This is a genomic window from Bacillus daqingensis (assembly GCF_042654445.1).
Lineage (GTDB): Bacteria > Bacillota > Bacilli > Bacillales > Salisediminibacteriaceae > Alkalicoccus > Alkalicoccus luteus.
Map to the genome: position 1 here is coordinate 593,501 of NZ_JBHSGK010000003.1, position 24,409 is coordinate 617,909.

A 24,409-nucleotide genomic window follows, 5' to 3' on the forward strand; every position below is an offset into this window, starting at 1 on the left:
ACTTCTTTATATTCACGTTTCCATCGAAATGTAAACATCTATTTCAGTACGAGGAGCGAAAACAGTGAACAGGTATATTATTAAAACTACTGACAAAAACGATTTGACACTTTATACAATCGAACGTAATCCTGACATACAAGTGATTTGGGTCCACGGCATCACGTCAGATTTAGATACGATGCAGGCCGGAGCGCTCGAACTTGGAAGAGCAGGTTGGAATGCCGCTCATTTTTTTCCTGTGTTGAGGGGATATGAAGGCAAAGACAGCCTCATCCACACTCCAAACCGCAACCGGCTGATTGAAGATTTAGCTGAGGTAATGCGTTATACAAAAGGAAAACGACTGATACTTGCCGGGCATAGCATGGGATGCGGAACCATTTTACGATTAATCGAACAGCACGGCTGGCCCGCCTCTGTGATTCACCTTGTGCTGTTGGCTCCTTTCCTTCATCCTACGCTTCCCGTTTATCAAAATGGAAATGATGAATCAGATGACGGAATGTACCGCTTATATATGAAGCGTGCGGCTGCCGCAGGTATCTTAGATCGAACGGGGCTAAACCTGCTGCGGCGTATGCCTGTTATTGATATTCCCTCCAGACTGGAGCCGTTTAACCCTTATTCTGAAGTCATCAAAAAATCCATCACGTATGAATACATGATGGGGCGCTTCATTGAGAAACCTGCCGCTTTAAAGCAGCTGCCATGGGAGAAAATTAGCGTGCTGATCGGAAGTGACGATGAGATTATCGCAGCTAAGGAGTTAAAGCTGTATTTACAAAAAGAAGCCGGAGTCCTGATCAGGACGGCTCCGGCTGAAAATCATAACTCATTGTTGACAAGCTCATATGTGACTGAGGTCTTTCAGCACGCTGGCTCATTTAAGCTGTAGAGAAAGCCTTTTTAAAATCTGCCATCACTTTTCGCTGTCTCTCAATATAACGCCATACCCAGAAAACAAATCCGGCTGCAGCTGCGAAAAGTGCCAGGGATATCAGTGTTCCAATGTTCGGCATAATCAGCGTAATTGCAGCCAAAAGTCCTGTCATTAAGTGAAATATAGCTGTATGAGCGTTGCCCGGCACCAAATCAGTCGCACTGCTGTCATAATGTGCACGAATATACCTGACAGCCTGAAATAAAAACGGCACAGCCAGCAGAACGAGATAAAAGCTAAACGGAACAGCTGTCACAAGTGGAAGTAAAAGAACGGATACGACAGCTAAGCCGAATAATCCAAAGACTACGTTTTTTGCCTGACGGCGTCCAATCCGAACGACAAGTGTGCGCTTATCGGTACGGCTGTCACTCTCAGCATCAGGGAACTGGTTAATGAGGAGCACATTAGTAACAAGTGCCGCGATCGGAATCGATAACAACCATATTTCCGCCGAGAAATACCCGGTTTGAATATAAAAGGTACCGGCCGTCATAGCCGCACCGTACGTTGTCGCAATAAAGAACTCGGCCAGGCCGGGAGAGGCGTTAATGAAGGAAAATCGTCCCTCCCTGCCAGTATAGAAAAAGCCGGCTGTCAGCCCGTAAGCGATCAGCAGAAGCAGAAGCGGTCCAGAAACAGCAGCCAAACCAATTCCTACGACTGCAGCTGCCGCAGTAAGTAAAACCCCGAAAAAGCCCATGTCCTGTTTTTGAATAAGGCCTAGTTGAATCATTCGGGATCCGCCTGTAAATGGACGAAGGGAGCCGGTGTTTTCAGCGTCTCTTTCTGCATCCAAATAGTCATTGATCATGTTCGTTCCAGCCTGTACCGCGAGTGCTGCAAATAACGTTAACAAGAATAAAGTCCAGCTGAATAGCCCGGCAAGACCGAAGGCCGCAGCAGCACCTACTAAGACCGGCACCAGCGAGGCTGTCAGTGATAGAGGTCGGAGCGCCTCCTTCCAAACTGAGGCTCTGGATATTAAATCCTGCATGTCACTGCCTGCTTCTGACGCTTGTCCAACATCCAGCACGGTCGGTTTTTCTCCCTGCAAAATTTCAGGAACAAATCGGTATTTCACTACAGAAGGGACAATTTTAATAAATTCAAGCCTGTCAACAGCATCCTGCTCGACAAAGCTTCCTACAATCGGAGAACGATGCTGGAGCAGGTGAACCGCTCGTTCGCGTTCCTCATTTGAGCGGACGATCTCTGCGCGACCGATTATTTCACATTCTTCCATTTCCATAAAGGTGCTGCCCTGATGAATCAGCATCGCCGTTTCCGAAATGTTACTCCACTGGATAACCTTGGGATCACCTTTCATACTCGACAGGTAAATATGAAATCGCTCGTCTGAAGCAAAGTGCATCATTCGCTGCCGAGGTTTGCCCATATTGGAGGTGCCGACAGAGGCGACTTCAGCTTTATCAAGATAGTTCAATATATCTTCAGCGCTGCGCTGTGCCATGAGATTAACTCCTTTCGGGGACTTGTATCCCCAGATGCTCCATGCCATCCTCAAATTCTATTTGTCCTCTAAGCTTTTTTACAATAAAACGGCTGCCTTTCAGCCAGTCGGAAAATGAGATTACAACGGGAACAGCGTCTGTGCCAATGCCTATTGTTACTTGAAGATTAGTCGTATCATAGACCGCCGTATGAATCGTACCGGACCAGTTTCCGTATTCTTTCTTTGCTATTTTATGCTTCGTGCTGTTCAACAGCTCAAACGTGCCGGCTTGCGCAGCTGCTGTTTTTTTTAATTCGAACAGTCTTCTCAGCCTCTGCTCCGATTCCATTGTCATATGACGATTTTCGCGCTGCTTTTCCTCTGCCCGGAAATGATTGGTGCAGGCACCGCCATTGTGATTTAGTTCAACAGCACCCTTCGCAGATGCCTCTACAACAGCCGTACGACCATCCGAATCGGCCAGCGAATAATTAAATGAATGCCTGTGCGGAATTTCCTGAAGCAGCTTGACTGCTTCAGGAACAGAGGAGCAGGAGTCTAAAACCAGCCTTGCAATAGAACAGCAAATAAATCCGTCTTCAGGAGAGATTCTATTTACAAAATGATAACCGATCGCGAGACCTTTTTCGTTCATACCATCCATTCTGCCAATGATACGCTGGGCAAACCCGACGGATGCATATCCGGACAGCGGCTGATACATGACGAAGCGTCCATCATACGTTTTCGGATGGTAGTCATAATTACGCCCATAAATCCCCTCTCCCATTAAAGCACTGCAGCCGCTTTTGATCCACGACTGCTGGTAGCCGGCGTATTCGTGAACAATATCCTCGAACCTCCATCCAAGTCCTTCCGACAAGCCTTCAAGCTCAGCCCAAAGGTCTGGCGAGATTTCCTGTATCCAAGCTTTCGTCGCAAGAAAATCCGTTGTATACCGTCGAATTGATTTTTTTCGTCTGCGCACGTGCTTATGATAAAGAACGGTTTGTTTTAACCGCTCTGCCTGTTTTAATCCAAACTGGTAGGCATCGCCCCTGCCTTCAAGTGCTTCTATGCTGATTTTCATCACGTCACCTGCTTTCTTCACCGTTCATTATAAAATCAACGTGTGAAAAAGAAAAAGATTTTGACTTGAAAACTCTGCGCACCTTTAGTAGAATGCAATATTTGAGTGTGAGGCTGAACACGTACTATTTTTACGCAGGAGGTGCCGCATATGCAATCTGCATTTGAGCAGCAGCCAACTACCGAATTGCCCGAATTGGAATTGGCGCACGCGTATGATGAACTTCAAACGCAGTTTTTACGCCTGCAGCAAAACCTTGAAACAATCGCAAAACGGTTCGATATCCGCGGTGTCGAACAGACGAAGCACAGTGTGATGACAATCGTTTATGAATACGACGACGGGAAAACGTTTCGAATCATGGCTGACGACTGCCGGTTTCCGCACCGGGGCCATTGGGATTTTTCCCTGCATGGAACTTATGAGCAGGACGCTCTTTATATTGACGACATACGTGGAGAGGCTGATTCCGGATTTGGATCCATCATCATGAAACACTTAAAGAAAAAAGCCGAAGAAAAAAACATTCCTGAGATCCGGGGACAGTTGAAAGAGCGGGATTATGACCATCAAGATCGCTTAGTTCATTTTTATACGAAGCATTCTTTTTCTGTTATGCTCGATTCCTCGGGACGGGAAGGACAAATCAAATGGCCCGCGGCCAATAATTTCAATAACTCCGTATAATCAAGTTCCAAAAAATCTCTTCAGTATCGCTCATGACAATTAATCGGTAACCAACTGATGCAGGCTCCCTGTTCATAAACGAGAAAAGCTTCCAGCGACTGCCGGAAGCTTTTCGGTATTGATGGTGCTCTGAGCAGGATATTTTGGATCATCTTGCTTCAGAAGGCGTTCACTTTCGCCCAGATGATGTTTATTCAACAGGAATACAGCGGCACTTCCAGCATACTAAAGCTTTGTCAGCTGCCGGATATACGGTGGGTTTTCCAGCTCCCGGACGCAATCCTTTTTTCTGCCTTTACCGGTTTATTGTAATAGTAAACAAGCGCTCTCTCCGTTCCGTTTTCAGTAAAAGCGTCAACTGTCTCCCGGGAGTACAGATTCCATGTGCGGCCATCCTGATAGCCTTCCAGCTCATCGATAGCGGGAAGCTGTGATGAGGTAATCGCATACAGCTCGCCCCATACTTCTCCCGCTCCTCTAACAAGCGCTGGATAGCCTAGTCCAGTATCGTACAGGCTTCCATTTACTCTTGCTTGACGATTAAGCAGCTTGGCACGTCGTAAAAAGAAATGGTTTCCTTCTCCGGTCATCAGCGTTCCATACACAAACAATTTCATGACTCAAGCTTCCTTTAAGAGCTGGATACGTTTTTCAGAGAGAGTCTGCTTCTCCTGTTCTTTTTGCCGCAGATCTGTTTTCAGACGATTGACGGAGGTTGAGACGAGATCCTGCAGTTCAGCTGGAAGCAGCGATGCGTTCGATGGATCCTTTTCCAACAGCCACATACGGAGAACTATTTCAAAAACATCTTCATTTTGATCATGAAAGACACTCGGATCTACATCTGAACCGTAATCCGGCAAACTCTCGATCTCATCCCGGAACTGTCTCAAATGCCGGTCTGCCCTGTGAAGGGCTCTCAGTACATTTCCTACATGAATACCTTTTAAAAAGATAGGAACGGCTCCTTCCAGATAATCCGCCGCAGGGGTCCAATCCGCCTGTTTGTCAAATGCTTTCATCACTTCTTCAAGGGAATAATAAGCCTGCTCCCCTGCATCAACCGCTTCACGTAAATTTTGTATGGCACCCATCGTTCTTACCTCTGATGCAGCAGCTTCATAGAGCTTGTCAGACCAGAATGACTCCTTGTCTTCAATCAGCGATTCCTTCATGACAGCAAGCTGTTCTTCCTCTGCTTCAACGGTTTCCACCTGCTTTAGATGCTCCTTGTACATCGTATATTCAGCCATTAGCTCTTTTTGGAGTTCTTTTATATGAGCATCCGTGTACCGGCTGTATAATTGCTCCCCTTCAGCGTGCTCATCTGCTGTTGATCCAGCTTCATATAGACTAAATGACGTTTCTTGCCGCGGCTCAACTGCCTGCTGACGCAGCTGTACGTAATGATTTTTCTCATAAAGGAGCAGCGTATGTTTCAGCCACTTATCATACACCCTTCTTTTTTCAAGCACGTCCATTATTTTCTCATTTAAGCTTTGCATGTTCTTCACCTGCCTTCTCTATTAGTTTACCTGTTTATTAGAACATCGGGCAACTGCGGATCAACGTTGAAAACAGCCTGCAACAGGCTTTTAACCTGACGCAGGCTGTTCATGATACGATTCGGACGCTTGATTGGTTACCCGGTTACAGAGACATTAGCAGAGGCTTGTTTTCGGCAAGCTTCTACGAGGATAGAGGTTGAAATAACTCGTTGGATCAGCTGTTCAATTAGTCCTGCATCTGGAGCTTCAAAGGGAATAACAAGTTCTTTTGAAAATCCCCATTTTTGCAGAATAACATCAATGCGCTTTTTATTGTAATCGTTCAGTTCGTCAGGATCGTATAGGCTTCCGAACGAAAGCGATGTTCCCCGTTCTGACAGCCAATCTGCCAGACGAATGCTGAACACATAATCATTTACAAGTGAATTTTCTGTGCTGCCTCGGCGAATTTTATTGTAACGAACCTGCAAATACGTATCTTCAGGCTTCTCAAGGCTTTCAGAAGCCTTCCATATTAAGCTTCCTTCGTATGTCAATTTATGACGGTAATAAATTTGAAAGCTTCGCTCTTTTTGAAGCAGATCACCGTATGCTGAGGCAGTTGTTCCAGGATCACACAGCATAGCAAATTCGTGCCACGAACTGTTTAAATCTGCATGGACCATTTGTTCAGTTAAAAAGAGCAGCTGATCTCTCTGTATATAACTCATGCTCTTCATCTTGTTCACTCATTTCTCCTTAGAATACCCACTTTAAAACTATAGCCGAAAAATGTCATTTTAAAACCATGTATAAATCACTGTCGTAATTTACTCTCGTAAATGGTATAATCCTCATCAGTATGTCTAAGGAAAGAGGATGAAACTAATATGCTTCAAGCTCAAGATATCAGTCTCCGATTTGGAGATAAAAAATTGTTCGAAGATGTAAACATCAAATTTACTGCAGGAAACTGCTACGGCCTGATCGGTGCTAACGGTGCAGGTAAATCAACGTTTTTGAAGGTGCTGTCCGGTGAAATAGACTCACAGTCCGGTCACGTTTCCATGGCAAAAGATGCCCGGCTTGCTGTGTTAAAGCAGGATCACTATGCTTATGAAGAGGAACAGGTTCTCGAAGTCGTTATGATGGGCTATGAACAGCTTTATAACGTTCGTAAAGAGAAAGATGAAATTTACATGAAGCCCGACTTCTCCGATGAAGACGGCATGCGCGCAGCTGAACTAGAAGGTGAATTCGCAGAAATGAACGGCTATGAGGCTGAGTCTGATGCAGCCGTTTTGCTTCAAGGATTAGGCATTTCAGAAGATAAGCACTATGTAACAATGAATGCTTTAAGTGAAGGCGATAAAGTAAAGGTCCTTCTTGCTCAGGCTCTCTTCGGCAGCCCGGAAGTTCTTCTACTTGATGAGCCGACGAACGGCCTCGATGTGGAGGCTGTCCAGTGGCTTGAAGAATTTTTGATTAACTTCGAGAACACAGTCATTGTCGTTTCCCACGACCGCTATTTCCTGAACAATGTCTGCACGCATATTGCAGACCTTGATTTTGGTAAGATACAAATTTACGTCGGAAACTATGATTTCTGGTATGAATCCAGTCAGCTCGCTCTTAAAATGGCTCAGGAGCGGAATAAAAAGAAAGAAGAAAAAATTAATGATCTGAAAAATTTTGTTGCCCGATTCAGCGCAAATGCCTCTAAATCGAAGCAGGCCACTTCCCGGAAGAAACTTTTGGATAAAATTGAATTGGAAGACATCCGCCCGTCCTCCCGCAAATATCCCTATATTGCCTTTAAACCGGAGCGTGAAATCGGCAATGATCTTCTTACGGTGGAGAACCTTTCTAAAACGATTGATGGTGTGACGTATTTCAAAAACGTATCGTTCACGCTGAATCCTGGTGATAAGGTAGCTCTGGCAGGGCCGAATGAACAAGCTAAAACGGTATTAATGCAAATTTTAACTGGTGAAATCGAGCCTGATGAAGGCACGTACAAATGGGGGATTACAACCAGTCAGTCTTATTTCCCAAAAGACAATACCAGCTATTTTACCGGTAAGGAATCTGATTTAATCGACTGGCTCCGCCAGTATTCCCCAGATGATCAGTCCGAGCAGTTTGTACGTGGTTTTCTGGGACGCATGCTTTTTTCCGGTGAAGAAGCGAAGAAAAGTCCGGCTGTCCTTTCTGGTGGCGAGAAAGTTCGCTGCATGCTCTCAAAAATGATGCTTTCCGGAGCAAACGTGCTAGTGCTTGACGAGCCGACAAACCATTTGGATTTAGAATCCATTACAGCGTTAAACAACGGTCTTGTCGACTTCAAAGGGTCTATGATATTTGCAAGCCACGACTTTCAGTTTAACCAATCCCTTGCTAACCGCATCATTGAATTAAAAGATGACGGCGTTTACGACAAAGAAATCACCTATGAAGAGTACGTGGAAGAACGACTGAAAGCAAAAACCGTCTAACAAGTTTAGCCGGCTCCCATTCGGGAGCCGGCTTCAGAGTGTTGATAAAGTCATTTCAGGTGAATGACTTTGCATTTGCCTGCATCTGCGGACACTCGCTTTCCGGAGGGAACGGCCTCAGCTAACCGCTTCTTCCTTTCGTCAGAAGCGCTGGATCTTCGCCTCGTTCTGATCCTCTCGGAGTCGAGTTTCCTCCGATTTAGCAGCTGGCTGTCCGGTTAAAACCCTGGTGATGATTCACACGAGCTTGTTCCATCTAGAGGGAACCTTTCGTTAGGCAGCGCTTCGATGTCGAATCGGGATGAAACGTTTTTCTCCATCAAACAAATTCATTTTCCCTTTGTGTCCGGCGGGGACGCCTGTGGAATTAGCGCAGCCTGAAGATCCTTTCTCAGAGGTTTATCCTGAGAAATAGCTGAAGGCAAGCCCACGGCAAACTTCCGCCGGTAAACAGAGGGGAAAGTCAATCAATCGAATAAACATGTAAATAAATTGACTTTATCAACAGCCTGTAGCCGGCTCCCATTCGGGAGCCGGCATTTTTGTTTTCTGCTAAATCGTTTGTCTTTTTCTCTATGGAGATATCGCTGCCGTCAGTTGCTTTTCATCCTTCACAGTCAGCCAGTCTGCCGTTAATTGTCTATTACAAGGCGCGTTCCGGTTTCGCCAGGTACAGCCGGGATTACACGCAGCCTTTTTTGAAGGCGTTCCTGCAGCTCCGGTACGTGTGAGATAACACCTACCGACCCCGCTTCAAGCTCCAGTTTTTCCAAAGCTTCCATAACAGTCTCTAAAAGGCCGCTGTCCAGTGTGCCAAATCCTTCATCAAGGAAAAAGAATTCCAGCGGGTAGCGCCCTCTCAGCTGAATGGATTTTGAGAGCGCAAGCGCAAGCGCTAAGGACGTCAAAAACGTTTCTCCTCCTGATAAACTGGATACCGGGCGTCGAATACCACCGCTGCTGTCATCTCTGATCAAAAAGCCGCCGCTTTGATCCACTTCAATTGCGTACCTGCTCCTCGTCAGCTTTTTCAGAACATCCGTGGCTTCACGGCAGACGTGATAAAGATGTTCTTCCGCCAGGAATTCAACAAATTGCTTGCCCCTGAGCACCTGCTCCAGCTGCTGATGGAGCTCTGCCTCATGCCGAAGGCGCTTTTCTTCCTTTACAACTTCTGCAAACCGCTCAAACCGCTTTGCTCTGTCTTCATAAAGCTGATGCGCTCTTCCTTCAGCATGTTCTGCATCACGCAGATCCGATCTTAGCGCTGTTTTTCTGTCCTCAGCAAGCATCCAGGCATCTTTTGTAACCGGGCTGCCAATTTCACGTTTCAGGCTATTGACCCGGTCTCCCATCAACTTCATCTTTTCTTCATACTGCTGCACAGCCTCGAACTGATGTTCTACTGCTGACGGCTCTGCATAAGCAGACAATACATCATCAGGCAGCCTCTCTCCTGCGTGGCTGTGCCACGCTTGTTCAGCTCTGCTGATTCTTGCATCAGCCGCTGTTTTACGCTCTGATACGCTGTGGAACGCCAGTTTTTTTTCATCCAATTCTTCAGCAGCTGCAGTGATTTTTTCTTCCAGGTCTGACAGGCTTTTGCAGCATGTCGACAACGCTTGTTTCTCCTTCAGCAATTTAGTTTGAAGTAGTTCATTGCCGGCCACAGACTTTATCCGTGCTTCACAGACAGCTACGCGCTCATGAATATCTTTTTCTTTATCCCGCAGCTGATGGATCTTGGTCGATGATGCAGTTTTCTTTTCAGAAGCCTGCCATTTCTTAGTTTGCAGAGCGGAAATAATATCGTAGCTCTTCCGTATCCGTTCTGCCGTATTGTCCCGCTTCTCTTTTAATTCCGCAAGCGTCTGATACGCCTGAGCGATAGTATCCAAGCTGTGTGCATGATAGGTCTGCTGCCATTTCTCCCGCTTCATTTGCATTTCATTGCGAGCTGACAAATGTGCTGCTTGAGCTTCTTTCAAGGATTGGTCTTCAGTCTGAAGACGCTGGCTCAAATCGCGATATGCTTGGGACGCGTTTTGCTGATCCTTTACCTTCTGCTGCCAGATGGAAATTAATCGATGCCAGGCCTGTACTTTTTCTTCTATGTGATCAAGAACGGGTTCTTCCTCTTGCTGCACTACCTCAGGCAGTAAAACGGGGGAATTTTCGATTCTTACTTCCATATCCGATCGGATTTTTAACAGCTTTTGCATAGGGAAATCTTCTTTTTCTCGTGAAGACACGTTGTTTGAGGATGCAAGAGACGAGTGCCCGCAAATGGGACACGGGCTTCCTCGTTCCACGCGCTCTCGATGTGTTTCAATCCATTGGCTCTCCTGACTGCTCACAAAATGTGTATGAATGTGATGAACGATTTCAGAAACTTGATTGTAAGCGGCGATCAGCTGTCTGCCGGTTGTTTTTAGCTGGTTTTCCACTTCAAGCTGTCTTGATTCCTGATCCGTTGCAGCTTTTGATGCCATAAAGCGCCTCTTTTCGGATTCTTCCAGCGCTTGCGCTTTTTCTTTAGCCTTGCTCTCCGCCTGTCTCACCGACTCTGCCTCTTCAAAGGCAGTCCTCACGTCACCTAATGGCTTGAGCTGTTCATCGTACGCACGTACATCTCGTTCCAACTGGTTCTGCAGCTCTTCAGCCTGTTGAAATTTTGTATCCGCAGCTTGAAGCTCGTTCCCCTCTTCCTGCTCGCGTTTAAGACTGATGTCGAGCTCATCGTGTATCTTTCGAAGCTGGTTTTCCAATTCTGATTTTTCACGGTCCGTTTCCTGAAGAGCTTCAAGCTTTAAAATAGCTGCCTCTTTTTCGCTTTTTTGCTGCTCAAGCTCTTTTTTCGTATACGTAGCGTGCGCAAGCAGCTCCGTTCGTTTTCTTTCCGCTGCTTGTAAACCGGCCTCAGCTTGTTTGAATAATTTTACAATATTTTGTTGGGCATGATTGGCTTCTGTCCATTCATCAGCGAAGGGCTTTAAATGCGCTGCAAGCCGGGCCCGCTCAATCCAGGCTTTCATCTCCTGCATCTCATTTTCTTTTAGCTGAAGCTGATGAAGCTCTTGTTTTGCTTTATCCAGCTTATGCTGTTTGTTCCATTGGTCAGCCAGTTTACCAGCGAGCTCCTCTGCACGCTGATGCAGGCTCGTAAGCAGATTTTTCTCACCTTCGGCTTCATGAAGAGCGCTTGCAGCTTCTTCAACTGCACGTTCATCGGCGGCACCAAGTCCGTCCCTCTCACTTTCCAGCTGATTTAATGATGCATCAATTTGTTTTCTGGAAGCAGATACTTTTCTATTTAATTCGTCCCCATATTTTTCAAGCTGAAACAACCGCTGCAGCATTTTTCTGCGGTCTTGCCCTTTTAAGGATAAAAACTCTGCGAATTTTCCCTGTGGAAGAACGACTGCTCTTGTGAAATCTTCCGAGGAGAGCCCAAGAAGTTTTCCAACCGCCTCGTTCACGTCTTTCGCTTTTTCTGCTTCTACAAGAGAGTTGCACATAAAACGGGCGGATGTCTGTCTAACAGCGCCTTCCTTATCTTTTTTAAAATTTCGTTCAACTGCGTACGTATCGCTTCCAAGCATGAAATCCAATCGGACATAAATCTCTTTTTCATGCTGATTCATGATGCCATCAAACTTCTGCGCGCGCTCTACCTTTGCATATAAAGCAAGAGTTAAAGCATCGAGAATACTGGATTTCCCGCTGCCGGTCGGGCCAAATATTCCAAATACTCCGCTGCCTGCGAGTGCTTCAAAATCAACGTGTTGTTCGGAACGAAAGCTGTGTAACCCTTTAATCGTCAGTTTGAGCGGCCTCATGGTCCTCCACCTCCACCATTCGCAAAAACAACTCTTTAAGTTCAGCAGACGGTTCCGCACCATCCAGCTGTTTCTTATAAAATTCTGTAAATAGATCCTCTATTGGACGCTCCCGACGCCTGATTTCCACGTCCCGGTCTCTATCCGGAAAAATAGGAATGATAGATAGGAGGCCATTATACGCTTTTTTCATGTGATGAACGGTTTCAGCTGACAGCGGCTGATCTGTATGCACTTCAATTTCCAGCCAGGAACCAGCATCTCGCTTTTCATCCATCCATTGCAGCACCTGCTGCGCGCCAGCTTCCGCCTTCCATCTCACGAGTGGTTTCCCGCAGGAAAGCGGGACGGTTTTGACTTTGGGAGAATCCTCTTCTCCAAGCGTCACGATAGACACGGATTTAATATCCGCACGTTCTGAGAAACTAAATCCCATCGGAGATCCGGAATAACACGAAGGAGCAGGAGCTGTTTTGACAGCTTGACTGCGGTGCAAATGTCCTAATGCGTGATAATCAACGGCAGGCAGGCTCGCGCCTCTAACCGTATAAGCTCCGCCGAGCTGAATCGGACGCTCGGAATCCGTTTCCGCTCCTCCCGCTGCGAATAAATGGGAAACTCCGATAATTGGAGCGCGGGGGTCAAGCTGCCGGAGCTGAGTTTGATAAAGTCCGCTGACAGCCTGGTCGTATTGCTCCCGCAAATCAAATTCGTTAAGTTCGTCTGAAAGTCTGCGCTTTAATCTCGCTTCCGACGGATACGGCATTACCACTGCCTGCAGTAGTCCGCGCTCTGTCTGAACACTCACAGGTTCGATACCCGGAAATGCACGTGTGTGCACATTCAGCCTTTTCATGATAGAACTTGTTGCCTCCAGCCGTTCCGGGCTGTCGTGATTTCCTGCTGCGACGATGACCGGTCTGCGGCCTCCATCACTTAGTGCTTCCATGCCATCGTAATAAAGCATTTCACCTCTTGCAGGCGGGTTAACGGAATCGAATACATCTCCTGCCATAACGACCGCATCGATCGTCTCATCTCTGCAAATCCGCTGCAATTCCTCCATCATCGCTTCGTGTTCGTTTATTCGATCCCGCCCCTCAATGGTACGGCCGATATGCCAATCTGCTGTATGCAGGATACGCATTTATTTTTCCTCCAAACGTATACGTTCTCCAGTACGCATGGCGATAATCACGGCTTCCGTGTTCTTTTGTCCCCACGCTTCTTCCAGTGCCTGTTGGTACATCTTTAATTGAAAATGATACCGAGCCCTTAAGCTTTCTGCATCCTGAGCGCGGTCGGTCTTATAGTCCAGAATAACCCAATCCCCATTTTCGTTTTGGTAAACGCAGTCTATAATCCCCTGGATAAACAAATTCTCATCCGGTCCCGTCCAATTAGGGTAAAAGCCGGATGCCGGAATACGAATATTAAACGGGAGCTCCCGATAGACGTAGCGGGCTTTTCTAAGCGCCAGACCAGTGTCACTTTTGAAAAAACGTTCAATCCACTCGGGCGGTACTGCATCAGCTTCTGCTTTAGTCAGCTTCTCCTCCTGTACGAGCCTTTCCAACTCCTGCAGGATACCATCCCTGTCGAAATCAGCATAGTGAATAAACTGCATGACGGTGTGCACAGCCGTACCGATATCCGCACCGGATTGTTGTTCAGCTGAAGCAAATGAAGGTTTCTCCGCAAGTTCCTGTTTGTTTGTCGTAATGAGTTTCGCATATGGATCCGGCTCCTGCATCCGCTTCAACTCCGTAACGGAATGCTTCACCGGTGTGCGAACTGCTGCAGCATGCTCATACCGCCATTCCAATGAATGCTGAATTTCTTTTTCGGGTGCTGCAAACGGTTCCAGCTTCTGAACGTGTTGAAGAAGCTTTTTTCGTTCCTCGTCTCCATTCTCTGTCTCAGGCGCAGGCAGGGTCTGAACGCTCTCTGAAGAAATAATCCAGCGAGTACCGGACTCTGCTTCATGGAGCGGCGCTTCCGGAGCGAACTGCGTTAAATTAGCGCGGTACGTCATTAAAACAGGGACGAGCCAGTCAGCTGGTGAGCCGCTTTTAAGCAAGGAAGCCTCCGCTACCCTGCTGCCTTCCACACTCATCTTCCAAGCTTCTACTGCTTTTGCTGTATCTTTCACACTTAATGTGCAAATAAGCTTTTGCTCTGCTCTGGTCATGGCGACGTAGAGAACACGCATTTCTTCTGCCAGCTGCTCCCGTCTGAGTTTTTCACGCATAACGTAATAAAAAAGAGTTGGATACGATGTCCTCTTGTCCGGGTCAACAAGTCTGACAGCCAGTCCCATTTCTTTATGTTTTAGATACGATTGATTTAAATCCTGGAAATTAAATCCTTTATTTAATCCGGCCAGCATAACGACTGGAAATTCAAGTCCTTTGCTTTTATGCACCGTCATCAAACGAACAACATCCTCTGATTCACCTGCTGCTCCCGCCTTGCCTAAATCTTCTCCTCTTTCTTTCATGCGTTCGATAAAGCGCAAAAAGCGGAACAATCCCCGAAAGGAGGTCGTTTCATACTGAACGGCTCTGTCATAAAGAGCTGTGAGATTAGCCCGGCGCTGCCTTCCACCGGGCAGACCTCCGCAATATTCTAAGTAGCCGGTGTCACTGTACAGCTGCCAAATAAACGAGGCAAGGCTTTTTTCTACCGCATCGCTGCGCCAGATCTCCAGTTCAGATAAAAAGCTGGCTGCCCGGCTATCCGGATTGTTTCCTGCGTACATTCTTAAAGCAGTAAAGAACGACCCCTCCGGATGACAGGCCCGGATATGAGCCAGCGCCTCTTCATCCAATCCGCCTATTGGAGAACGTAAAACCGACGCCAGCGGTATATCCTGGTAGGGATTGTCAATAATTTGCAGCAAGCTCAGCATCACGCGAATTTCCACCGCATCAAAATAGCCGGTAGACAGATCTGCATAGAGCGGAACGTTATAAAGACTGAATTCTTCAACGTAGGTTTCGGCCCAGGGCATCGATCGCATCAGCACAGCTATATCGCTGTATCGTACCGGGCGCTGAACACCTAATTCTTTATCAATAACCATAAAGCCGCTGTCGATCATACGGCGTATTCTCACCGCTGCAGCTCTTGCTTCTAATCGTGCAGCTTCTGCGTCCTCTTCATCCCCATCGCCTTCACGGCTGCATATGACGAGCTCAGGCTCCATCCTCTCCAGACTCGGCTCATTCTCTGCCCCCTGCCTTAAAAAAGAGCGTTCGTCATAATCAAGTTCTCCGAGACGCTCACTCATTAATTTTCGAAACAGATCATTAACCGCACCCAGAATTTCATGCCTGCTTCGGAAATTGGCGGCAAGGTCAATACGGGTCCCCGCGCCATCTTTTTCGTAACGGTGAAACTTACTTAAAAACAAGCCGGGTTCCGCAAGTCGAAAGCGATAGATGGACTGCTTGACGTCACCGACCATAAACATCGAGTCTGCGCTGGTAATTCGCAGCAGCAATTCTTCCTGAACGAAATTTGTATCCTGATACTCATCAACGAGGACTTCCTTGAATCGTCTTTGGTAAGACCGCACAGCATCTGTTTCTTCTCCGAACAGTTTCAGACAGTAGTGCTCCAAATCATGAAAATCCAGCACATTAACCGATCGCTTCCTCGCTTCGTAGCGCTCCGCAAAGCTGGTTGTATACTCAGCCAGCAGCTCAAGAAGTGGTGCTGCAGCGGCCATGTCATCAAGTACGAATTCTGTTTCCTCTTTCAAAAACTGTTCATAAAGCTTCTTCCATTCGTCCTTAACTGTATCGCGGCCGGATTTTACAACATGTTGTTTGTCAGCATCAAGAAGCTCTTTATCCGCTTTTTTCACCGCAGGCAGCCGCTTAAATGATGGACTTGCAAGAAGCCTCATACTTTCTCTGTCTGTTGCTGCAAGGATCCGGTCTATGGTCCCGGCCTCTTCTTCCAATACTGGCAGATAAGCCTGCGGGCCGTCTTCCTCCCGGCAAAGAACAAGCATCCGCTCATATAATGCGCTGAGCGACTGAAACCGGTCTTTTACAAATTGCTGAGCGTCATGAAGCCACTCCGGCTCGTCTGAGGCAGACCGATAGACGTCAACCATATTCGCGAGCCACTTCTCTGGATACGGATTAGCACGAGAGAAATGATATAAATCCAAGATCAGCCGTTTTAACGCATCATCATCTTTGTCACCGGTGAAATAGTCAACGAGGCTGTAAAATCGGTCATCGTCCCGGTATGCATCTTCAAACAATTCTTCTATTACCTCATCTTCCGTCAGCTGGGCTTCTGTTTGATCTAAAAGCCGGAACCTCGGATCGACTCCAGCTTCATAGTAGTAGGTTTGCAGTACGCTTTTACAAAAGGCATGAAGTGTAGAAATACTTGCCCTGGAGAGCAGGCTCAGCTGTCTTCGTAAAAGAGGTGAATTCGGCCGCTTCTTTAACTCATGTTCCAGTCCTTTGCTGATCCGTTGGCGCATTTCAGCAGCTGCTGCATTCGTAAAGGTCACAACGAGAATTTCACTGATTTCAAGCTCTCCGCTTACAAGCCGCTGAATAATACGTTCGACGAGAACGGCTGTCTTCCCACTGCCGGCCGCGGCGGCTACAAGAATCGGGCCTTCCCGCTGCTCAATTGCCTGCTGCTGGGAAACAGTCCATTTTTTAGCTGTCATGGCTGTTGTCTCCTTCCTGCTTCATCAGCTCGATAATATCGTCCTGCTTTTTTTCTGGAAGGACTCTGTAGCTGTTACCGGGAAGCGATTGATCAAATTGGCAGAAGGAACGGTAGGCACAATACGTACACGGTACCTCCTGCTTTTTTCGGTAAGGCTTCAGTGATGTATCGCCACCCATAATCTTTTCAGCATAGCGCTTCATGCTTCCCCTGATATAGTCGCGAAGCAGATTGAAATGCTCAGCGGCAATCGTTTTTGACCTTGCCCCTTGAGAGCCGTCTTTTTTAACATACAAAGGTGCTATATCAGATGCCCCTTCTTTCAAGGTGTGATCATGAGCATCCACCGCTCCTTCTTCAGCAGACAGAAGCCCTTTCATTTTGAACGCCTTTAACAGTTCTTTTTCGATCTGCTCAAGCGTCATTTTCTGATCGCTTCTCAGCATCGGATTGTGAACGTGGAAGTACAGAACTCCTGCCGGATCCGCTTCCACGTGCAGCCAGTTGACTGCAAAGCTCGTCACCACGTCAAGATAGACGAGCATTTGCAGGGCCAGCCCGTAATAGACATCCTCCAGCTTAATATCTTTATCACTGGATTTATAATCAATGACACGCAGATAAGTGCCCGTATCCATATCCGCTCGATCAACGCGGTCAATTCTTCCGGATATTTCCACAAGCGCTCCGGAATCGAGTGTAATCATCAACGGCGGCAGTTCTTTGCCTGAACCGAAGCCGACTTCCCAGCCTGCCGGAATAAAATGAGATCGTTTCGACTGTTCGTTCAGCATGACCGCTGCTCGTGCCACAACTGCTTTTAACTTATGAAGAATGTAGGCATATCTGTCCGAACTGCGTAATATGTCTCTCTGAATGGCCGGTGCCAGCTTTTCTACTGTCTGCTCTGCCTGATGGATAATTTCTTCTTGACGGAGGCTTTCGGGATCTGTGGAGCGCTGTTGGAGCTGTTCGGATACTTCTTTCAGTGCATCATGAAACAGCATCCCGATATCCGGTGCCTCAAGTTTATAGCGCGCACGTTCACGCAGCTTTAACCCGTACCGTGCATACTGTGAAAATGGACAAGCATTAAACTGTTCAAACCTGGAAACGCTCGCCTTTAGTTTCTTTCCGTAAAGAGCGGCAGCTGCTCCTTGAGAGAGGCTGACAGGTTTATTTTCATGGTGCAGACTCCCGAGAAGCATCGCAAAGCGTGTATCATTCTGATTCCGAGCGAGCCAGTTATAGGCTGACCACCAGACCGGATCAAGTGAGTATCCCTCTTTATAACGCTGCAGCTGAAGCGCAAGCAATCCCGCGGTTCGTTCCGGTGTCGTAATGAAAGTTGCTGCCGGTCCGCTCTCATCCTCAGGGACTGTGCCCTTTACATAGCGAGGAGCAGCTGGGAGTCTTTCTTTCAGCTGTTCGATGAACAACGACGGCTGAAGCTTTTTACCGGCATCGTCTGCAATCGCATATGCACAGTATAATTTCTCAGCCGGCTGGGAAATAGCACGGTAAAACAGAAAATTCTCATGCAGAAGCTGTGCATTAACGCCTGGAGCCAGCTCTACTCCAGATTGTTCCAGCAGTTCACGCTCTTCTTCCTGAAAAAAGGAATGCTCTTCAAGCTTTTTCGGGAAAACATTCTCATTTATGCCAATCAAAAATAACGCATCGACTTGCTGAACTCTGGATATCTCTGCATCTCCGATCAGCACCTGATCAAACGCTGGAGGAATGATCGAATAGGTTAATGCATCAAGAGCGGTTTCCATCGTTTCTCTAAAGACGTGCAGCTCTGTTTTCCGTCCATCGCCGACAGCGTGTAAATCGTCCAGCAGCCTGACAATTTCACGCCAAATCTGTTGATGTTCCTCTGCCTGCTCCGGCTTGCCTTCATCTGTTCGTAACCGATGCCATGAAGCGAGTCTGTCCGGCACACCCAATGCAGTGAGCAACTGATAGACTGCTTCCACATAATCCGAAAGATACACAGCTTGCTTCATACTTTTTTCAAAAGCGGTCATCTGATGCAAGGCTATCTGCCGGATATCTTCCATCGTACGCTCAGAACCTTCCCCAGCCGATTCAACAGCGTCATCCCAGCTAACAGCTTCTCGCCAACGCCAGCTCTTGATGCCTCTTGCCAGAAGGTAGTTCTCAAACTGATCGATTTCTGAACGTGTCACGTCCTTTTGGAAAAACAATTCGGTTTTAACCATTCGAAAAAAACTTTCATAAGGCCAGTTAAATTCAATTGTTTCCAACGCAGATTTGATCAGCTCGGAAAGCGGGTGTTCCTTAGCAGGCCGCTTTCGATCAAGAAAGTAAGGAATACGCTCCTGCTGAAAAGCTGTTTCTAAAACGGGACCATACAGCTCAAGATCTCTCGTGATCAGCGCAATATCCCTGTACCGTTTTCCCTCTTTGACAAGCCGTGCTATTTCACGCGCGGTTGCTTCACATTCTGCTCGGCGGCTGACCGCTTCCCAGATTTCTACTCCTTCGCCTTCTTCCGCTGTTTGCGGAGGGTAGCGAAAGACAGATGTTTCAAGATGCTGAAGTGCCGGCTTTTCTGAACGTCTCCCCCCGGAAGCAAATTCGATTGAAAACGGAACCCCTTCCTCTTCAGCAGCTGCTTTTAATTTATGTACGAGCTGATGTGATCTGAAAAACAAATGAAGTGGATCCGGTTCTTCCCAGCTATTTTCATCAGCAACGACAGCGCTCCAAACGTCTGTCTGAGCGATGATTGGTACGAGCAGCTCTAATTCGATTGGCGTCAGTTCATGAAAGCCGTCAGCAAAAACAAGCCAATTTTCTGCTGTTCGCCCTGACTGAAGTTTTTCAGCTGCCAGCCTCAGCAAATCTTCTGACTCAATAAATCGGCCTTCCAGCTGTTCTTCTGTTTTACGCTGAATCAATGTAAAATCATGCAGCTTAGCCACGAGTTTTTCTTCCAGTGCTGATCTATTTGTCTTTTGTTGAAGCTCGTGAAATAAGCTTTCAAGACTGGAGCACGTTACCGAATAGCGTCTGCACTCCGTCATCATCTCTTCTACCTGATCAATAAATCCGGAAGCCTCATAGGAGGTCCGGAACAGCTTCAGTTGATCTCCTGATTCAGCTGCATTTGATTTGAGCAATCCGTGAATTCCTGCTTTACTCAGCTGAGGATGGATCATGCCGCCTTCGAGCTCCAAAATGTGATAGGCAAGCCTTGTGAAACTGAATACACGGACTCGCGTCAAGGCCCCTCCTGCACGCTGAAGCAATTCACGCTCCATTTGAAACGTCATCTGTTCAGGAACAAGCAGTATAATCGGCGGGCCTGCAGGATCCTGCTTCACGTGACTGATCAATCGCTGCAGCATATTTTCTGTCTTGCCGGTACCTGCTCTTCCGCCTATAACTGTAAGTGCCATTTGGCGACCTCCCTCTGCCTTATACAAGCATACGTTCGTACTTCCAGTTTAGCATATTCCGTTTGCCCGTGCGACTTGAGATGACAGTTCAGCTCATCCATACATTCACGTCAAAAGCCTGAGCGAGAAGTCTTCCAGACTGTTATTAACCTCAGCATGCTTAACCGCTATTCGCACTCCTGCCGATCTTTTTAGCTTATATATTCTGCCTTAGACGTATTTTAAGTTACTTCATAAGGGGGTCTCAACGTCTATTAAATCAACTAACATTTAGGAGGGCACGCCTTCATTCAGATACAGGCTTCCCCTAAAAAGCATTCGACACCCCGTCCAGCTTATTTCACACGATCTGCGTCCGTCATGCGCGCGGCGAAGGATTCTTGGGCTGCTCGTAACACACTAGCGAATGCTGCGAAACACTGGCGCACCCTTTCGTAAGTATTGCGTCGCATAAAAAGCGGCAATTCTATCGATGCAAGCTCGTCCCAGCACTTTATCAAGTGTTTCAATAATCGTCTCAGCTGCTGAAATCGGCTGACTCAAATCTAAAAGAATCAGCGTTAGGGAAAGATTTGGTTGTCATCAGACGGAAAGTGAATGTTTCCAAATAAAGATTAATGAAGGGTGCTTTACTTGCAACTATGTGATCGATACGCTAAAAAACCGGTACAGGTCGGAAGCTGTACCGGTTTTTTAGTCATCATTCAAATACCCTTTTCACTCAGAAAGGTTTCAGTCCTCTTCAGAGCTTTGTCTTTTTTTACGCCATGGATAATCATCCTGATCAGTGAAAACTGCTTTTTGACTGCGCTTTTTAAACCGAGATCGCATGTACATAGAAGAAGGGCCTAAAAACCGGGCAGCGTCCATTGGCGTATACATCCACCAGCCTACCCCGGAGATATTCAGCATATGCTTGTAGTGGAGAATCGGATGTCGTTCAAAACGCTTCAGCGCAAACATCCGGCCCCACTGATACCACTTAAATGACCAAGCATACCCGAGCGCAGAAAAATGACTGAGCAGCGACAGCCGGTCTGCTCTCTTTTTTCTTACTTTCTCAAACATCCGCAGATGCTTAGGCTCAAGATTATTCGTTTCAAACATCCAGTTCAGCAAATCTCCAAGAATCGCCCCATCCTGAATAGCCAGGTTCATTCCCTCTCCAGCCATCGGATGAACGGCGTGAGCGGCATCTCCAATAATCGCTGCATTCCCTTGAACATATTCGTGAATGTTATGACGGATTGGAATCATGAGCTGTATTTTCTTCCATGATTCGATCTGCGTGACGCAGTCTTTCAACTCCGGTTCAAACTGAATAATTGGATCGTAAAACGTATGCAGGCCTTCCTTTTTCATCCTGTTATAATCACCTGGTTTGATCAGCAGGACACACCGTACTTCATTGTCAGGAAGCGGAAACAACCCAATAAATGATTTATGTGAAGCGTACATTCTAGCTTCTGTGTAGTTTTCCGGTCTCGGGAATGTTACTGTAAGAAAGTGATGGTTGTACTGTGTAGTGACAAGCTGCTGCTCCATTGCCTTGCGCATCAGCGACGACCTGCCTTCAGCTCCTACAAAGAAATCAGCCTGTATCTCAATTTCCTCACCTTCTTTCTTCACCATGGCCCGATTGAATTGTTTCACTTTACTGTCCATCGATGTAAACTTTTGAAAAGCTGCTGGATTCCAGTAATGAAACGAATCATGCTTAACTGCTTCCTCTAAAATGATGTTTTTCAGCTTTTCGTGAGGTATCATGCGTGCTTCCGGAAAGGTTACAGGCAGGCGGTCATAATGAAGCGGAATGTACATGCTTTCCTCTACCGTGCCGTCCGCTGCTTCTTTCATTTCATAGGTATGAATAGTCGGGAGCGGGTGACTCGTCTTTACAATACGATGGTCGATCCCCATTTCTCTGAAATGAAGCAGCGACTTTGGTTGAAGCAGCTCGCCTTTATAGATTTTGCCAGGGTTTTTATCTTTTTCGATGACGAGCACCTTTGTATTTTGCTGCGCAAGCCGGAGAGCAAGCGTCAGCCCTCCAACGCCTCCGCCAATCACTACTACCTGGAATTGTTCCACAGAACCACCTTCTTCATAAGCTGTCATGTTAGTTCTTCTAGGTCAACGTTTTTCTTTTTCAGCATTCGTTTTACGATATAAGGAATAATAAGCGCGACAGCGAATACTCCGGCTGTTGCAGCAATCATGCCTGCACTTAAATCCGCAAGCGATGCTCCAAGGAGATTGAATGCCAGCGTGCCCGGAATAATACCGATCATTGTAGCGCCGAGAAACGTTTTCAGTTTAATAGAGGATGCTGCAGCCAGGTACGTTACCAAGTCAAAATTAATTACTGGAAGAATTCGCAAAGAAATGATGTAAAACATGCCGTTCTCTTCAATTCGTTTTTTTATAACCTCTCGTTTAGCTCCGGAAAGTTTTTGCTTTTTTCTGCCCCCTAATTTACGAATAAATAGAAAAGACAGCAGCGCTCCAGCTAGGGACCCTGCGTATGTGGCAGCCGGACCGATGATTGGTCCAAAGGCCAGTCCCCCGGCTACTGCCATGACAGAGGCGGGAAAGAGAAGAAACGGCCTCATTGCGAACATCAACACGAATACGGCCGGACCAAGAAGTCCGAATGACAGAAAAAAGTCCTGCAGCTGTTCCGCTTCAAAATTCAAATAAGTAGCATTTATATAAATCAGAAGAGCAGCCGCCGCAATAACTGCAGCGGCTTTAATTAGCGTTTGAACATTCATAAAGTGGCTCCTTTTCCTCCTATATCCGTTTTCGATGCTCTCTAATCTAAAATCGTATCAGCTGCTGCTTTTTCAAGCGGATAATCAGCCGGATCAAGCTCCATCGGTTGTCCAGTCGCCAGATTTGCAAGCTCTCTACCGAGGTATGGGCCGGAAGTCAAGCCGGAAGCTCCCAGTCCATCCGCTACGATAATATCCGATCCGCCCTTCAACGGTCCAAAGACAGGTAAAAATCCGGGTGTGAACGGCCTGAGGCCTGTACGGACACCGGTTATTTCTGCATTCTCAAGACTTGGCGCTACATGAAGGAGCGCTTGAAGCAATTCTGCCTGACTGCCTGCAGAGACCTCTGTATTATAATCGGTAATTTCTTCTTTCGATGCACCAAAAGCCATGTTTCCTCCTCCGAAGTGTATCAGATAGTATTCTCCGTGCGGTATGACAACTGGGTAGTGCTTATTTTCGTCCCGTTTCTTGAGATGAATAATCTGTCCTTTTTGTACAGAACTTCTGCTCTCAAAGCCTGCTTGCTCGAGGAGAGGACGAGTCCAGGCACCTGCAGTAATGATCAGCTTATCTGGATAAAATGTTTCAGGACCGACAGTTACTGCAGGTCTGCCGTTCTGCAGGTGGAGAGCTGCATGATCATGAACGAGATGTAAGCCTTCATTGACCGCTGCTTGCAGCAGGGCCTCTCTCAGTTCTGCTCCGTTCACACGGGCAGATCCTTCCACATGAACGGATTGAAAACGCTCGTGCGCTTCTGGGAAATAAGCTCTTGTTTCTGCGTGGTTAAGCAGCGTTATCTTCCCCATTTCATGAGCTGTTTCTTGACGCTTCAGCAGATGGCGGTGCTTATGATCCAGCCTCTCATCTATATCATGCAGATGGAGAGAGCCAACTTTTTGGTATCCTGCGCCTTCCTGCCCGCTGTCGCGCAGCATGTCGATCAGCTCCGGATAATAGATAGCTCCTCCACGTGCAATTGCATACCATTTTTTATTGCGGCGCTGGGATACCCATGGTGCGATGATACCTGCTGCTGCATCAGCTGCACGTCCTTTATGACCTGCATCGAACAGCGTTACCTTGCAGCCGCTGCGCGTCAGATGATAAGCGGTAGAAGCACCCAGGATGCCTCCGCCGATAATAAAATAGTTTTCCATAAGAAACTCCTTTCGTGCCGACAGGCTATCGCTATTTTAAAACAGCAGAGTAGACGTGACAAATTTATTTACCTGCTTGCAACTTCAGCCACAGTCTGATACGCTGTCAACAGTTACACATTACTTCAACACTTGAAGTGAGTTTAGAGGTGCGCCTTTTATGAGTAAGCTGCCGGAGAATCAGGGGATTCTTTGAAAGCAGCTGAAAGGAAGCGGCGCCGAAGCCTGATCCTCTCCCGGAGGCTGAGGCTGGGGCTGACACCGAACAGGTGCAGCACTGTCATACAGCTAATGCTGTGTGAAGGGCTATCTCACGCTGGAAGGATTATTTTCAGCA

The 24,409-nt window shown here is 47.0% G+C and carries 15 protein-coding genes and 1 riboswitch; of the genes, 3 read left to right on the top strand and 12 right to left on the bottom strand.

Annotated elements, in window-relative coordinates:
* Positions 1-64: 64 nt before the first annotated feature.
* Positions 65-898, top strand: coding sequence for an alpha/beta fold hydrolase (locus ACFO4L_RS04230; protein ID WP_377908425.1), 834 nt, complete (start codon positions 65-67; stop codon positions 896-898).
* Here the strand turns inward: ACFO4L_RS04230 and menA are convergent.
* Both menA and ACFO4L_RS04240 read right to left on the bottom strand, forming a co-directional pair.
* On the bottom strand, positions 888-2,417 hold the full coding sequence (gene menA / locus ACFO4L_RS04235) for a 1,4-dihydroxy-2-naphthoate octaprenyltransferase (protein WP_377908426.1): 1,530 nt from the start codon (positions 2,415-2,417) through the stop codon (positions 888-890). The genes ACFO4L_RS04230 and menA overlap by 11 nt on opposite strands.
* Before the next feature lie 4 nt (positions 2,418-2,421).
* A complete protein-coding gene (locus ACFO4L_RS04240; RefSeq protein WP_377908427.1) occupies positions 2,422-3,489 on the bottom strand; it encodes a C45 family autoproteolytic acyltransferase/hydolase in 1,068 nt (355 codons plus the stop codon).
* A 150-nt stretch (positions 3,490-3,639) separates the two neighbouring features.
* On the opposite strand from ACFO4L_RS04240, the gene ACFO4L_RS04245 reads away from it, so the two are divergent.
* On the top strand, positions 3,640-4,176 hold the full coding sequence (locus ACFO4L_RS04245) for a hypothetical protein (RefSeq protein WP_377908428.1): 537 nt from the start codon (positions 3,640-3,642) through the stop codon (positions 4,174-4,176).
* Between the two features lie 236 nt (positions 4,177-4,412).
* Here ACFO4L_RS04245 and ACFO4L_RS04250 read toward each other — a convergent pair whose 3' ends face one another.
* The 3 genes from ACFO4L_RS04250 to ACFO4L_RS04260 form a co-directional block, all read right to left on the bottom strand.
* A complete protein-coding gene (locus ACFO4L_RS04250; RefSeq protein WP_377908429.1) occupies positions 4,413-4,793 on the bottom strand; it encodes a gamma-glutamylcyclotransferase family protein in 381 nt (126 codons plus the stop codon).
* A 3-nt stretch (positions 4,794-4,796) separates the two neighbouring features.
* A complete protein-coding gene (locus ACFO4L_RS04255) occupies positions 4,797-5,681 on the bottom strand; it encodes a hypothetical protein (RefSeq protein WP_377908431.1) in 885 nt (294 codons plus the stop codon).
* A 137-nt stretch (positions 5,682-5,818) separates the two neighbouring features.
* The gene (locus tag ACFO4L_RS04260) at positions 5,819-6,394 is read right to left on the bottom strand and encodes a hypothetical protein (RefSeq protein ID WP_377908432.1); all 576 of its coding nucleotides are present in this window, start codon (positions 6,392-6,394) and stop codon (positions 5,819-5,821) included.
* A gap of 159 nt (positions 6,395-6,553) precedes the next feature.
* Between ACFO4L_RS04260 and ACFO4L_RS04265 the strand changes: the two genes are divergently transcribed.
* On the top strand, positions 6,554-8,158 hold the full coding sequence (locus ACFO4L_RS04265; protein ID WP_377908433.1) for an ABC-F family ATP-binding cassette domain-containing protein: 1,605 nt from the start codon (positions 6,554-6,556) through the stop codon (positions 8,156-8,158).
* 632 nt (positions 8,159-8,790) lie between these two features.
* On the opposite strand, the gene ACFO4L_RS04270 is transcribed toward ACFO4L_RS04265, so the two are convergent.
* The 7 genes from ACFO4L_RS04270 to ACFO4L_RS04300 all read right to left on the bottom strand — a co-directional run bounded on the left by ACFO4L_RS04270 (position 8,791) and on the right by ACFO4L_RS04300 (position 24,072).
* Positions 8,791-11,997, bottom strand: a complete 3,207-nt coding sequence (locus ACFO4L_RS04270; RefSeq protein ID WP_377908434.1) for an AAA family ATPase — start codon at positions 11,995-11,997, stop codon at positions 8,791-8,793.
* Entirely contained in the window at positions 11,972-13,144 is a 1,173-nt protein-coding gene (locus ACFO4L_RS04275; protein WP_377908435.1) for an exonuclease SbcCD subunit D, read from the bottom strand. Before ACFO4L_RS04275 ends, ACFO4L_RS04270 begins: the two co-directional genes overlap by 26 nt.
* Positions 13,145-16,699 (bottom strand): helicase-exonuclease AddAB subunit AddA, encoded by a 3,555-nt coding sequence (gene addA, locus ACFO4L_RS04280; protein ID WP_377908436.1) that lies wholly within the window; start codon positions 16,697-16,699, stop codon positions 13,145-13,147.
* Positions 16,689-20,132, bottom strand: a complete 3,444-nt coding sequence (addB, locus tag ACFO4L_RS04285) for a helicase-exonuclease AddAB subunit AddB (RefSeq protein ID WP_377908437.1) — start codon at positions 20,130-20,132, stop codon at positions 16,689-16,691. The genes addA and addB overlap by 11 nt, the downstream gene beginning before the upstream one ends.
* A 732-nt stretch (positions 20,133-20,864) precedes the next feature.
* Entirely contained in the window at positions 20,865-22,250 is a 1,386-nt protein-coding gene (locus tag ACFO4L_RS04290; RefSeq protein ID WP_377908438.1) for an FAD-dependent oxidoreductase, read from the bottom strand.
* The gene (locus tag ACFO4L_RS04295; RefSeq protein WP_377908439.1) at positions 22,247-22,906 is read right to left on the bottom strand and encodes a TVP38/TMEM64 family protein; all 660 of its coding nucleotides are present in this window, start codon (positions 22,904-22,906) and stop codon (positions 22,247-22,249) included. The genes ACFO4L_RS04290 and ACFO4L_RS04295 overlap by 4 nt, the downstream gene beginning before the upstream one ends.
* A gap of 41 nt (positions 22,907-22,947) precedes the next feature.
* Positions 22,948-24,072, bottom strand: a complete 1,125-nt coding sequence (locus ACFO4L_RS04300) for an NAD(P)/FAD-dependent oxidoreductase (RefSeq protein WP_377908440.1) — start codon at positions 24,070-24,072, stop codon at positions 22,948-22,950.
* A gap of 136 nt (positions 24,073-24,208) precedes the next feature.
* A riboswitch (Lysine riboswitch) is annotated at positions 24,209-24,389 on the top strand.
* The last annotated feature ends 20 nt before the right edge of the window (positions 24,390-24,409 follow it).

Coding starts and splice junctions, on each gene's coding strand:
- ACFO4L_RS04295 (WP_377908439.1), bottom strand. CDS start 22,906: ATGAATGTTCAAACGCTAATTAAAGCCGCTGCAGTTATTGCGGCGGCT.
- ACFO4L_RS04275 (WP_377908435.1), bottom strand. CDS start 13,144: ATGCGTATCCTGCATACAGCAGATTGGCATATCGGCCGTACCATTGAG.
- ACFO4L_RS04270 (WP_377908434.1), bottom strand. CDS start 11,997: ATGAGGCCGCTCAAACTGACGATTAAAGGGTTACACAGCTTTCGTTCC.
- ACFO4L_RS04260 (WP_377908432.1), bottom strand. CDS start 6,394: ATGAGTTATATACAGAGAGATCAGCTGCTCTTTTTAACTGAACAAATG.
- ACFO4L_RS04255 (WP_377908431.1), bottom strand. CDS start 5,681: ATGCAAAGCTTAAATGAGAAAATAATGGACGTGCTTGAAAAAAGAAGG.
- addB (WP_377908437.1), bottom strand. CDS start 20,132: ATGGCACTTACAGTTATAGGCGGAAGAGCAGGTACCGGCAAGACAGAA.
- ACFO4L_RS04250 (WP_377908429.1), bottom strand. CDS start 4,793: ATGAAATTGTTTGTGTATGGAACGCTGATGACCGGAGAAGGAAACCAT.
- addA (WP_377908436.1), bottom strand. CDS start 16,699: ATGACAGCTAAAAAATGGACTGTTTCCCAGCAGCAGGCAATTGAGCAG.
- menA (WP_377908426.1), bottom strand. CDS start 2,417: ATGGCACAGCGCAGCGCTGAAGATATATTGAACTATCTTGATAAAGCT.
- ACFO4L_RS04300 (WP_377908440.1), bottom strand. CDS start 24,072: ATGGAAAACTATTTTATTATCGGCGGAGGCATCCTGGGTGCTTCTACC.
- ACFO4L_RS04240 (WP_377908427.1), bottom strand. CDS start 3,489: ATGAAAATCAGCATAGAAGCACTTGAAGGCAGGGGCGATGCCTACCAG.
- ACFO4L_RS04245 (WP_377908428.1), top strand. CDS start 3,640: ATGCAATCTGCATTTGAGCAGCAGCCAACTACCGAATTGCCCGAATTG.
- ACFO4L_RS04265 (WP_377908433.1), top strand. CDS start 6,554: ATGCTTCAAGCTCAAGATATCAGTCTCCGATTTGGAGATAAAAAATTG.
- ACFO4L_RS04290 (WP_377908438.1), bottom strand. CDS start 22,250: ATGACAGCTTATGAAGAAGGTGGTTCTGTGGAACAATTCCAGGTAGTA.